This is a genomic window from Streptomyces sp. NPDC001634 (assembly GCF_040298185.1).
Lineage (GTDB): Bacteria > Actinomycetota > Actinomycetes > Streptomycetales > Streptomycetaceae > Streptomyces.
This window is the reverse complement of sequence record NZ_JBEOZU010000023.1, coordinates 1-11,641: the sequence shown is the minus strand read 5'-3', so window position 1 is coordinate 11,641 and position 11,641 is coordinate 1. Positions and strand designations below refer to the sequence as shown.

Below are 11,641 nucleotides of genomic sequence, written 5' to 3'. Positions count from 1 at the left end.
GTCCACGCCCGTGGCGTAATCTCAAGGCTTGGAGCCCGCCGTTCCGGGACCGGACCTTGATCCACAACTTGGGGTTGCACAGCAGATGACTGCGATTTCACTCGGCATGCCGTCCGTTCCGACCAAGCTCGCCGAGCGCCGGAAGAGCCGGCAGATCCAGGTCGGAACCGTGGCAGTGGGCGGAGACGCCCCGGTCTCCGTGCAGTCGATGACGACCACGCGTACGTCGGACGTCGGCGCGACGCTCCAGCAGATCGCGGAGCTGACGGCGTCGGGCTGCCAGATCGTCCGCGTCGCCTGCCCCACGCAGGACGACGCCGACGCGCTCGCGACGATCGCGAAGAAGTCGCAGATCCCGGTGATCGCGGACATCCACTTCCAGCCGAAGTACGTGTTCGCGGCGATCGAGGCGGGCTGCGCGGCCGTCCGGGTGAACCCCGGCAACATCAAGCAGTTCGACGACAAGGTCAAGGAGATCGCGCAGGCGGCCAGGGATCACGGCACCCCGATCCGTATCGGCGTCAACGCGGGCTCGCTGGACCGTCGGCTGCTCCAGAAGTACGGCAAGGCGACCCCGGAGGCACTCGTCGAGTCGGCCCTCTGGGAGGCCTCCCTCTTCGAGGAGCACGACTTTCGCGACATCAAGATCTCGGTCAAGCACAACGACCCGGTCGTGATGATCGAGGCCTACCGCCAGCTGGCCGCCCAGTGCGACTACCCGCTCCACCTGGGCGTCACGGAGGCCGGTCCCGCCTTCCAGGGCACGATCAAGTCGGCGGTGGCCTTCGGCGCGCTGCTCTCCCAGGGCATCGGCGACACCATCCGCGTCTCGCTGTCCGCGCCTCCGGTGGAGGAGGTCAAGGTCGGCAACCAGATCCTGGAGTCGCTGAACCTGAAGCAGCGCGGCCTGGAGATCGTCTCCTGCCCGTCCTGCGGACGCGCCCAGGTCGACGTCTACAAGCTGGCCGAGGAGGTCACGGCGGGCCTCACGGGCATGGAGGTCCCGCTGCGCGTCGCGGTCATGGGCTGCGTCGTCAACGGCCCCGGCGAGGCCCGCGAGGCCGACCTCGGCGTCGCCTCCGGCAACGGCAAGGGTCAGATCTTCGTCAAGGGCGAGGTCATCAAGACCGTGCCCGAGTCGAAGATCGTGGAGACCCTCATCGAGGAGGCCATGAAGCTGGCCGAGCAGATGGAGGCCGAGGGCGTCGCCTCCGGCGAGCCGTCGGTCGCGGTCGCCGGCTGATCCGGTCCGCTTCCGCGCACCTTTTCGAGAGTCCCGTCACCTGTCGGTGGCGGGACTCGGTCGTTCGTGCGCACTTCCGCCCATACGCATTTGCCGGGGCTGCGCGGCTCGACGCCCCACCGGTCGGCCAGCGCCTCGACCAGTAACAGCCCGCGCCCGGACTCGTCGTCCGCCGGGTCCTGCGGGGGCCGGGGCTCGGGAAGCCGTTCGGTACGGGTGTCGGAGACTTCGAGCCGCACGGTTTCCGGGGTCTCGGTGAGCCGGAGGTGGAAGTCGCGCCCCGGTACGTGCCCGTGCCGTACGGCATTGGCGGCCAGCTCGGCGGCGATGAGGGTGACGGCTTCGTTGAGGGGGCCGTCGTAGGGGTGGCCCCATTCATGGAGGCGGTGGGAGACGAGACGCCTGGCGAGCCGTGCGCCGCGTGGGGTGGAAGTGAAACGCATGGCGAACTCGTGTGCGGGCGCGGTGCGCTTCTGCATATGCCAGTTGGATGGGATTGCCGACTTCATATCGCTCACGGTCGCGCACTCTGCGTAGCGTTGACCAGGGGCTCAGCCGGGACGGCGGCACGTTGTACGTGGTCGGGATGCGTTTGTACGTGGGGTGAGCCGTAACCGAGGCTGCGCGAGAGCGGTGAGGGGTGTATGAGCGAGGATCAGGCGACGGGTGTACCGCACATTTTCGGGCGGCAGTTGAAGAGGTTGCGGACGGTGGCGGGGATGGGGCGGGGGGAACTCGGCTCGCATACGGGGTACTCCGAGTCGACGATTGCGTCGTTCGAGCAGGGGCGACGGATTCCGTCGGCCGGGTTCATCGGGCGGGCGGATGAACTGCTCGGGGGGCATGGTGTGTTGCTGGAGCTGGTCGAGGAGATGGAGAGGGCGCAGTATCCGGCGTTCTTCCAGGATGCGGCGAAGTTGGAGAAGGAGGCGGTGGAGTGGCACGTGTACGACGCTCGAGTCGTCAACGGGCTCTTGCAGACGGAGGACTACGCGCGGGCGGTGTTCACGATGTACCGCCCTGTGCTGGACGAGGAGACGATTGAACAGCGCGTAGCAGCTCGCCTGGCCCGACAACAGTTCTTCTCCAGGAAGCCGTTGCCTACCACCAGCTTTGTCATCGAGGAGTCGGTCCTACGTAGGCGTCTCGGTGGGCGGACGGTCACCCGGGGGCAGTTGGAGCAGATTCTGCTCATCGGCCAGCGGCGGCACGTTGAGATTCAGGTCATGCCGACGGACCGTGAAGAACACGCCGCGCTCACCGGTCCCTTCACCTTGATCGAGACGAAAGAAGGGCGCAGGATCGCCTACGTGGAGGCGTATAAGCACAGCCGCCTGTTCACCGATCGCGGGACGGTCAGAGAACTTGAGGAGCAGTACGGCGTCCTGCGTGCCCAAGCCTTGACGCCCCGCGAATCGCTAGCCTTCGTCGAAAAGTTGCTGGGAGAGACATGAACCTCCAAGAACCGTCCGAGCTGAAGTGGTTCAAGAGCAGCTATAGCGATGGACAGGGAGGCCAGTGCGTCGAAGTAGCCCTCACCTGGCGCAAGTCCAGCTACAGCAGCGGGGACGGCGGCGAATGTGTCGAGGTCGCCACCGCCCCGACCACCATCCACGTCCGCGACTCCAAGCAAGCCCCCGGAACCGGCCCCACCCTCACACTCCCGCCCGCCGCCTGGACCGCATTCATAGGGTTCGCCACCCGGCAACCCTGAGTGATGGCGTACCCACGGTCCGAGATGCCGGGCGGCGAGCCAAAGGCACGCCAGGTACAGTGCGGAGATCAGCAGACCGCAGGGTGAGGTTCCCGCACGTGTTGACGCAGACCACCACCCGGGTCCTCGAACCGAGTGACCTGGACGCCGCGCTCGCCGTCCTCGACCGCGAGCCGGTCACGAACGCCTTCGTGACGTCCCGCGTCCAGGTCGCGGGCCTCGACCCCTGGCGTCTGGGCGGCGAGATGTGGGGCTGGTACGAGGACGGCATGCTGACCTCGCTCTGCTACGCGGGCGCCAACCTCGTCCCGATCTGTGCGAACCCGCGCGCCGTGCGGGCCTTCGCCGACCGTGCCCGGCGGGCTGGCCGCCGCTGCTCCTCGATCGTCGGCCCGGCCGAGGCCACCGCCCAGCTGTGGCGGCTGCTGGAGCCGAGCTGGGGACCGGCCCGCGAGATCCGCGCCCACCAGCCGCTCATGGTCACCGACCACATGCCCGCCGACATCGCCCCGGATCCGTACGTCCGCCGCATTCGCAAGGACGAGATGGAGACGATCATGCCGGCGTGCGTGGCGATGTTCACCGAGGAGGTCGGCGTCTCCCCGATGGCAGGCGACGGCGGCCTCCTCTACCAGGCCCGGGTCGCCGAACTCGTCGGCTCCGGCCGCTCGTTCGCCCGCCTCGACGACAGCGGCAAGGTCGTCTTCAAGGCGGAGATCGGCGCGGCGACACCGCTCGCCTGCCAGATCCAGGGGGTGTGGGTGGCCCCCGAGTACCGCGGCCGGGGCATCGCGGCCCCCGGCATGGCAGCGGTACTGCGGTATGCGCTGGCGGACGTGGCACCGCTGGTGAGCCTGTACGTCAACGATTTCAACACCGCCGCGAGGCGGACCTACCACAGGGTGGGCTTCCAGGAGATCGGCGCGTTCATGAGCGTGCTGTTCTGACGACCGCCTTCCCCGGAGTCATCCGGCGAAGCGCCCCGGTAGGCTCCCGGACATGCTGCGCTTTCCCGGTCACGGTCACCGCCACGCCGACGACGTCGTGATCGGCCCTCTGGACCTGCCCGCCCGCGTCGACGAGGCTCTCGCCGTCCAGGCCGTCGCGTTCGGGCTCGGCGCCGACGAGATCGCCGTACGCCGCCAGATCGTCCTGCGGCACATGACCTTCCCGGGAGCCCGAGCATTCGGCGCCACCACCTCCGACGGACGGCTCGTCGGGTTCGTCTACGGCATGCCCAACGACCGTGCCCACTGGTGGTCCACCGTTGTCGAACCGTATCTGCGGGCCCAGGGCCACGACGCCTGGCTGGACAACTCCTTCGTGATCACCGAGCTGCACGTCCATCCGCGCTACCAGAACCGGGGCATCGGCCGCTCCCTGATCACGACCATCACCGACGGCGCATCCGAACCGCGCTCGATCCTCTCGGCGATCGACACCGACAGCCCGGCCCGGGGTCTGTACCGCTCACTGGGCTATATGGACCTGGCGCGGCAGGTGCTCTTCCCCAGCGCACCCAAGCCGTACGCCGTGATGGGTGCCCCGCTGCCCCTGCGCAGACGCTGAATGAATTTCCGCCCGCACAGGCTGCCCGGCTAACCTCCTAGCCATCATCCTTACGCAGCAGGAGTACGAGAATCATGGCGAACGCAACGGTCCAGCGCATGTCCCAGTTGATGGCGAAGACGCTGCGTGACGACCCGGCGGACGCCGAGGTCCTCAGCCACAAGCTCCTCGTCCGCGCCGGCTACGTCCGCCGTACGGCGGCCGGAATCTGGTCCTGGCTGCCCCTCGGCAAGAAGGTGCTGGCCAACGTCGAGCGGATCGTCCGCGAGGAGATGGACGCGATCGGCGCCCAGGAGGTGCTGCTCCCCGCCCTGCTGCCGCGTGAGCCGTACGAGGCGACCGGCCGGTGGGACGAGTACGGCCAGGAGCTGTTCCGTCTCCAGGACCGCAAGGGCGGCGACTACCTCCTCGGCCCCACCCACGAGGAGATCTTCACCCTGCTGGTGAAGGACCAGGCGTCCTCCTACAAGGACCTGCCGGTCATCCTCTACCAGATCCAGACCAAGTTCCGTGACGAGGCCCGGCCCCGCGCGGGCATCCTGCGCGGCCGCGAGTTCCTGATGAAGGACTCGTACTCCTTCGATCTGGAGGACGAGGGCCTCGCCCAGTCCTACGCCCTGCACCGCCAGGCCTACCAGCGCGTCTTCGAGCGCCTCGGCTTCGACTACCGGATCGTCGCCGCGACCGCGGGCGCGATGGGCGGCTCCAAGTCCGAGGAGTTCCTCGCCCCGGCCGAAGCCGGCGAGGACACGTTCGCGGACTGCCCGAACTGCGACTTCGCGGCCAACACCGAGGCGATCTCGTACGAGCTGAAGCCGGTCGACGGCTCGGACGTGCCCGCGCTCGAGGAGATCCCGACCCCGGACACCCCGACCATCGAGACCCTCGCAGCCCACCTCGGTGTCCCGGCCTCCGCCACCCTGAAGAACCTCCTCGTCAAGGTCGACGGCGAGATCGTCGCCGTGGGCGTGCCCGGCGACCGCGAGGTCGACATGGACAAGGTCGAGACGCACTTCGCCCCGGCGGTCGTCGAGATGGTCACCGAGGCCGACTTCGCGGGCCGCCCGGACCTGGTCCGCGGCTACGTCGGCCCGCAGGGCCTGGAGAAGGTCAAGTACATCGCCGATCCGCGCGTGGCCCCCGGCACCTCCTGGATCACCGGTGCCAACAAGAACGGCATGCACGCCAAGAACGTCGTCGTGGGCCGCGACTTCGAGGTGGACCAGTACGTGGACGTCGTGGTGGTGCAGGAGGGCGACCCCTGCCCGAAGTGCGGCACGGGCCTCAAGCTCGACCGCGCCATCGAGATCGGCCACATCTTCCAGCTGGGCCGCAAGTACACCGACGCCCTCAAGCTCGACGTCCTCGGCCAGAACGGCAAGCCGGTCCGCGTGACCATGGGCTCCTACGGCATCGGTGTCTCCCGCGCGGTCGCCGCGCTCGCCGAGCAGACCGCCGACGAGCACGGGCTCGTCTGGCCCAAGGAGGTCGCCCCGGCCGATGTGCATGTGGTGGCGGCGGGCAAGGCCCTGCAGACCGAGCTGGCCCTGGATGTCTCCCAGAAGCTGGCCGCGGCCGGCGTGCGCGTCCTGGTGGACGACCGGGCCGGCGTCTCGCCGGGCGTGAAGTTCACCGACGCCGAGCTCATCGGTGTGCCGCAGATCCTGGTGGCGGGCCGCCGCTCCGCCGAGGGCGTACTGGAGCTGAAGGACCGCAAGACCGGCGAGCGCGAGGAGCTGACGGTGGACGAGGCGATCGCCCGCCTGACGGCGTGACAACTCGCCCGACGGCGTAATTAAAGGCACCTCTCAGAGGCTTCTGTCGAGGCGTATGGGCGCCTCACAGACTTCTCTCAGGCCGTTCCCCGACCGTAGGGCGTGACAGAGCGTCACTGCGGAGGGGAACGGTCATGACAACCAGGGAACGAGGCGCCGCGGCAGCGGTCCGCAGAGGAGCACGGCGTACGGCGGCCGCCGCGGCGGCGATCACGCTGTCGGCGGCCGCCGGGGTGTTCGCGCTGATCGGCACGATGCAGGAGTCCCCGGCGGGCGGCTGGCGCGTCCGCGTCCAGGACGTCACGGGTCAGGTGGACGAGACTCCCGCGCAGGGCTCGTACGCCACGGTCGGCATCCGCAGCGGCGGCCTGGCGACATCCGGCACGACCGCCCGCCGCTGGCGGCGGGGCGGCTACTCGCGCACGCCCCGGAGGCGCGACGGCGCCCCATCAGGGGCGCGAGGCTGAGGCATCATGCGGCTCCGCCGCGTGGGCGCGACCAGCCACCGGCAGCAGACGGCATCGTGCCGGTCCCGGACAGACCGCTACAGCCAGGTAGCGAACTCCAGCAGCAGCTCGGCATCCTGCGGGCGGCCGACCCGGCGGGCCCGTACGCCGGACTCCACCGCCCGGAACAGCGTCCAGCCGCGCAGCCGCTCCTGGTCCAGGTCGAGTGACTCCGCGAGCCGCTTCACCCGGCGGCGGGTGATCGACGCACCGGAGGGCGACGCGATCAGGTCCTCCACCCGGTCGCGCACCAGCCGCGCCAGGTCGAAGGCGCACTCCCCGACCACCGGGTCGGGCCCCACGGCCAGCCACGGCATCCGCTCGCCGGCGAGGATCTTGCTCTGCCGCAGGGTGCCGTGCAGCAGACGCTCCTCGGGCGGGGACGCGAGCAGTTCCTCGCGGGCCGCCAGCGCCGCATCGACCAGCGGTGCGGCCTCGGGGTCCGTCTCCGCGCCCGCCCGCATCGCCCGGGCCTGCCGCCCGGTCCGCGCGGCCACCGTCTCGAAGGCAGCACCGGCAGGGGGCTCGACCCACAGCCGCCGCAGTGTGTCGGCCGCCTCCAGCAGGGCCTTCGCCTCCGGCAACGAGCGCACGGACATCTCCGGGTGCAGTCGCTCAAGCAGCAGCACCCCGTGCTCGGCATCCGCGTCCAGAAGCCGTACGGCGCCGGAGCCGCCCCAGTGCACCAGGGCCGCCCGCTCGCCCTCGGGCCGGGCCCAGGGCGGCACGAGCTTCAGCACGGCGGGCGTGCCGTCGGCCTGCCGCACGAGCAGCACCAGGCTGCTGCGGCCGCCCGGCGCCTGGACCCGTTCCACGGTCAACTCGCGTAGATCAAGGGCTTGTCGGGCCAGCCCGGAGAGCGTGTCCAGCCACTCGGCGCCACCGTCCCGCTGCGTCTCGCCAAGTGCCCGTACGAGGCGCTGCGGCGGTTCGAAAGCCATGCGCGAGTTGTTCCCTTCCAGGTCGGCTTCGCACGCGTGCGGTGTGCGCGTACGACTCAGATCCGCGGTGTCGCCGACGCGGTGGGGGTGGCCGCCGCCCGCTCTGCGAGACCAGGGAAGGCTACGCTCTCGCCGCTCCAGCGCACCGCACGCACCGCCGCTTCCCGCAGCGCCCCGGCGGCGAAGCCCCGCCGCTCGCCCGTCGAGGCCCGTACGAGATCGGAGTACACCCCCGCCACCCGCTCCTCCAGTTCGGCGGCGAGCCGCACGGCGGTGGCGGAGTCCGGGACGGAGAAGGGCAGCACGTACGCGGCCGCGGCGGCGTCCGGCGTGCCGCCCAGGTCCCGTACGGCCCGGGCCAGTTCGTCCCGGCGGGCGCGGTGGGCGTCGTACGCGGCCCGCGCCTCCTCCTGCCGGTCCGGCTGGATCCGCCCGCCGACGACGCCGTAGCCGTACACCGCCGCGTGCTCGGCACGCAGCGCGGCCTGCAGGGCCGCCAGCTCGCTGCTCCGAGCCATCGGTGACGGTGTGCTGCCGGCCGTGCCCGGAGTGCCGGTGGTCGTGCCCGGAGTGCCGGTGGTCGTGCTCACTTCTCGCCTTCCGTCAGCAGGTATGCGTGCGCGGCCCCGGCCGCCGCCACGGACGCCATCAGCCGCGCCAGCTCGCCGGGCACGTCCAGCAGCGCCCTGGCCCGCCGGTCGGCCAGGGTCCGCTCGGCGGTGGCCAGGCCGGCGAGGGCGGCCTTGGGGTCCGTGGGCACGGGAGACGCACTGGGGGAGGCCGACGCCGAGGCCGAGGGGGACGGCGAGGCCGTACGGGACGCCGTGGCACCGGAGCCGCCGCCGAACGCCTCCACATGCCGGACGACCTCCGCCCGCAGCGGCTGCAGCCGCGCCGCAAGCGCGGGATGGGTGGCGATCACGGCCGTGTACCGCTCGGCCAGCGCCTCACTGTCGCGGGCCGCACGCGCGCGTGCCCGGTCGGCGGCCGAGGGGCTGCCGCCCGTGGCGGTCGAGTCGGAGGCGCCGGAGCAGCCCGCGAGCAGCGCGGCACCCGCGGCCGAGGCGAGCAGGCTCCTTCTGCGCAGGAGGTTGCGCGGGTGCGGGGGGAACGGCACGGCAGACGTCCTCGAAGACTTCGTACGAAAGGATGGGCGAACACATGGGCGGCTCGTCCGTGATCACCGTACCCGCGCGCCACCCCGGCACCCGCCATCGGCTCGGCCGATCGCACGTCCCCCGCAAGGCGGCGCAGGTGGACGGCAACACACCCCGGGACCGGATACCCTTTGACCTGACACGCGACCCAACCACAACAGCACACGCGGCCGAGGAGTCACCCGGATGAGCACCACCCAGAGCGACAGGCTGCGAGAACTGCTGGAACCGCTCGTCAACTCCCAGGGACTCGATCTCGAAGAGATCGCGGTGGACTCCGTCGGACGCAAGCGGGTGCTGCGCGTCGTCGTCGATTCCGACACCGGTGCCGATCTGGACCAGATCGCCGATGTGAGCCGCGCGCTCTCGGCGAAGCTCGACGAGACGGACGCGATGGGCGAGGGCGCGTACGACCTGGAGGTCGGCACCCCGGGCGCGGAGCGCCTCCTCAAGGAACACCGGCACTACGTTCGGGCCACGGGCCGGCTGGTGAAGTTCCAGCTGGCCGAGGGCGGCGAACTGGTCGCCAGGATCCTGAAGGCCGACGACGAAGGCCTCGACCTGGAAGTGCCCGGTGTGAAGGGCCGCAAGGCCACCGCCCGCAGACTCGTCTTCCCGGACATCGCCAGGGCGCGCGTCCAGGTCGAGTTCAGCCGTAAGGACAAGAAGGACGAGAAGGAAGAGGAGGCGTAGCCGTGGACATCGACATGAGCGCCCTGCGGGGTTTGGTACGGGAGAAGGAGATCTCCTTCGACCTGCTGGTCGAGGCGATCGAGTCGGCCCTCCTCATCGCCTACCACCGCACCGAGGGAAGCCGCCGCCACGCGCGCGTGGAGCTCAACCGGGAGACCGGCCATGTGACTGTGTGGGCGAAGGAGGACCCCGAGGACCTGGAGGAGGGGCAGGAGCCGCGCGAGTTCGACGACACCCCGTCGGGCTTCGGGCGGATCGCCGCCACCACCGCCAAGCAGGTCATCCTGCAGCGCCTGCGCGACGCCGAGGACGACGCGACCCTCGGCGAGTACGCGGGCCGTGAGGGCGACATCGTCACCGGTGTGGTCCAGCAGGGCCGGGACCCGAAGAACGTGCTCGTGGACATCGGCAAGCTGGAGGCCATCCTGCCGGTGCAGGAGCAGGTGCCGGGCGAGACGTATGAGCACGGCAAGCGGATCCGCTCGTACGTCGTTCGGGTGGCGAAGGGTGTGCGCGGTCCGTCCGTCACTCTTTCGCGTACCCACCCCAATCTGGTGAAGAAGCTCTTCGCGCTGGAGGTGCCGGAGATCGCCGACGGCTCCGTGGAGATCGCCGCGATCGCCCGCGAGGCCGGTCACCGTACGAAGATCGCAGTGCGATCCACCCGATCGGGTCTGAATGCCAAGGGTGCGTGCATCGGGCCGATGGGCGGCCGGGTGCGCAACGTCATGGGCGAGCTGAACGGCGAGAAGATCGACATCGTCGACTGGTCGGACGACCCGGCCGAGATGGTGGCGAACGCACTCTCCCCGGCCCGCGTCTCCAAGGTGGAGGTCGTGGACCTCGCGGCCCGCTCAGCGCGCGTGACGGTGCCCGACTACCAGCTGTCGCTGGCGATCGGCAAGGAGGGGCAGAATGCCCGTCTTGCGGCCCGGCTGACCGGCTGGCGGATCGACATCCGTCCCGACACCGAGCAGCCCGCCGAGAAGCGGGACTGAGGCATCCGAGCTCGGCTCTGACCTCGGCGGGGAATAGATCCCGGCCGGGCGGTGCTGAGATCACGACAGTTTTATGCGCAGCAACTGTTCGATTCTTGCCCCAAAGGGGTGAGGTCGCTGCGGGGAGGTAGACTTAACCGTGTCTGGCCGGACGCATGCCCGGGTATGCCCTGAACGCACCTGTGTGGGGTGCCGGGAGCGAGCGGCCAAGATCGAACTGCTGCGCACTGTGGCGGTCGAGGACGCCTGCGTCCCCGACCCTCGCGGTACGCTGCCCGGCCGGGGTGCGTATGTACACCCCGCGTCGGCCTGTCTTGACCTGGCGGTACGCCGCCGGGCGTTCCCACGGGCGTTGCGCGCCCCGGGACCGCTCGACACAAAGGCGTTGCGCCAGTACGTCGAGCAGACAGAAGGTGGCTGAACAGCACGTCGCTGAACAGCACCTTGCTGAGCAGGCAACACCGTAAGAAGCGCCGTACGGAACTCCGTGCGGCCTGGTACCTCGCGAGTCGAAAGCAGGTCGAGATTGCGATGAGCACTCGATGAGTACGCGATGAGTACGCCCATGAACTAGCGACGGTCCGGCCGCAACCCGGACCTCAAAGGAGCGAAGTGGCTAAGGTCCGGGTCTACGAACTCGCCAAGGAGTTCGGTGTGGAGAGCAAGGTCGTCATGGCCAAGCTCCAGGAACTCGGTGAATTCGTCCGTTCGGCGTCCTCCACGATTGAGGCGCCCGTAGTACGCAAGCTGACTGACGCCCTGCAGCAGGGCAGCGGCGGTGGCGCGAAGTCCGCCGCCCCGCGCAAGGCCGCACCGGCGAAGCCGGCCGCGCCCTCCCCGGCGCAGGCCGCACGTCCGGCTGCCCCGCGCCCGCCGGCGCCCAAGCCTCCCGTGGCCGAGCGGCCCGCGGCTGCGGCCCCGACCCCGGGTCCGCGTCCGACGCCGGGCCCGAAGCCCGCGCCGCGTCCCGCCCCGGTGACTCCGGCCCCGGGTGCGCCCGAGTTCACGGCACCGCCGTCGGCTCCGGCTGCCCCGAGCCAGACCC

General features: G+C 70.3%; 14 protein-coding genes and 1 pseudogene. 11 read left to right on the top strand and 4 right to left on the bottom strand.

Translation table 11 applies throughout. From position 1 onward, the window contains the following. Positions 1-85: 85 nt before the first annotated feature. Entirely contained in the window at positions 86-1,243 is a 1,158-nt protein-coding gene (ispG, locus tag ABT186_RS17360; protein ID WP_351226093.1) for a flavodoxin-dependent (E)-4-hydroxy-3-methylbut-2-enyl-diphosphate synthase, read from the top strand. Between the two features lie 89 nt (positions 1,244-1,332). Here the strand turns inward: ispG and ABT186_RS17355 are convergent. Continuing rightward, positions 1,333-1,686: pseudogene (locus tag ABT186_RS17355) on the bottom strand (ATP-binding protein); the annotation flags it as partial. A gap of 201 nt (positions 1,687-1,887) precedes the next feature. Between ABT186_RS17355 and ABT186_RS17350 the strand changes: the two are divergent. From ABT186_RS17350 to ABT186_RS17325, 6 genes are all read left to right on the top strand, one after another. Next, positions 1,888-2,697 (top strand): helix-turn-helix domain-containing protein, encoded by an 810-nt coding sequence (locus ABT186_RS17350; RefSeq protein ID WP_351925649.1) that lies wholly within the window; start codon positions 1,888-1,890, stop codon positions 2,695-2,697. Beyond that, positions 2,694-2,957 (top strand): DUF397 domain-containing protein, encoded by a 264-nt coding sequence (locus ABT186_RS17345; RefSeq protein ID WP_351925647.1) that lies wholly within the window; start codon positions 2,694-2,696, stop codon positions 2,955-2,957. Before ABT186_RS17350 ends, ABT186_RS17345 begins: the two co-directional genes overlap by 4 nt. A gap of 98 nt (positions 2,958-3,055) precedes the next feature. Next, the gene (locus tag ABT186_RS17340) at positions 3,056-3,904 is read left to right on the top strand and encodes a GNAT family N-acetyltransferase (protein WP_351925645.1); all 849 of its coding nucleotides are present in this window, start codon (positions 3,056-3,058) and stop codon (positions 3,902-3,904) included. Positions 3,905-3,956: 52 nt separating this feature from the next. After that, positions 3,957-4,526 carry a GNAT family N-acetyltransferase gene (locus tag ABT186_RS17335; protein WP_351226087.1) on the top strand — a complete coding sequence of 190 codons (570 nt, stop codon included), beginning with the start codon at positions 3,957-3,959 and terminating at the stop codon, positions 4,524-4,526. Positions 4,527-4,600: 74 nt separating this feature from the next. Further along, complete coding sequence (locus tag ABT186_RS17330) at positions 4,601-6,301, top strand: proline--tRNA ligase (protein WP_351226085.1); 1,701 nt, start codon at positions 4,601-4,603, stop codon at positions 6,299-6,301. 134 nt (positions 6,302-6,435) lie between these two features. Next, a complete protein-coding gene (locus ABT186_RS17325; RefSeq protein WP_351925643.1) occupies positions 6,436-6,768 on the top strand; it encodes a hypothetical protein in 333 nt (110 codons plus the stop codon). Between the two features lie 77 nt (positions 6,769-6,845). On the opposite strand, the gene ABT186_RS17320 is transcribed toward ABT186_RS17325, so the two are convergent. The 3 genes from ABT186_RS17320 to ABT186_RS17310 all read right to left on the bottom strand — a co-directional run bounded on the left by ABT186_RS17320 (position 6,846) and on the right by ABT186_RS17310 (position 8,865). Further along, on the bottom strand, positions 6,846-7,748 hold the full coding sequence (locus ABT186_RS17320) for an aminoglycoside phosphotransferase family protein (protein WP_351226081.1): 903 nt from the start codon (positions 7,746-7,748) through the stop codon (positions 6,846-6,848). Between the two features lie 56 nt (positions 7,749-7,804). Next, positions 7,805-8,266 carry a ferritin-like domain-containing protein gene (locus ABT186_RS17315; protein WP_351226143.1) on the bottom strand — a complete coding sequence of 154 codons (462 nt, stop codon included), beginning with the start codon at positions 8,264-8,266 and terminating at the stop codon, positions 7,805-7,807. 68 nt (positions 8,267-8,334) lie between these two features. Beyond that, on the bottom strand, positions 8,335-8,865 hold the full coding sequence (locus ABT186_RS17310; RefSeq protein WP_351226079.1) for a hypothetical protein: 531 nt from the start codon (positions 8,863-8,865) through the stop codon (positions 8,335-8,337). Positions 8,866-9,091: 226 nt separating this feature from the next. On the opposite strand from ABT186_RS17310, the gene rimP reads away from it, so the two are divergent. The 4 genes from rimP to ABT186_RS17290 form a co-directional block, all read left to right on the top strand. Next, positions 9,092-9,598, top strand: a complete 507-nt coding sequence (gene rimP, locus ABT186_RS17305) for a ribosome maturation factor RimP (protein ID WP_351226077.1) — start codon at positions 9,092-9,094, stop codon at positions 9,596-9,598. Between the two features lie 2 nt (positions 9,599-9,600). Continuing rightward, on the top strand, positions 9,601-10,596 hold the full coding sequence (gene nusA, locus ABT186_RS17300) for a transcription termination factor NusA (protein ID WP_351226075.1): 996 nt from the start codon (positions 9,601-9,603) through the stop codon (positions 10,594-10,596). Positions 10,597-10,735: 139 nt separating this feature from the next. Next, positions 10,736-11,017, top strand: a complete 282-nt coding sequence (locus ABT186_RS17295) for a YlxR family protein (RefSeq protein ID WP_351226073.1) — start codon at positions 10,736-10,738, stop codon at positions 11,015-11,017. 191 nt (positions 11,018-11,208) lie between these two features. After that, positions 11,209-11,641 (top strand): translation initiation factor IF-2 N-terminal domain-containing protein (locus tag ABT186_RS17290; RefSeq protein WP_351925641.1); only part of this gene is annotated, 433 nt, incomplete at its 3' end.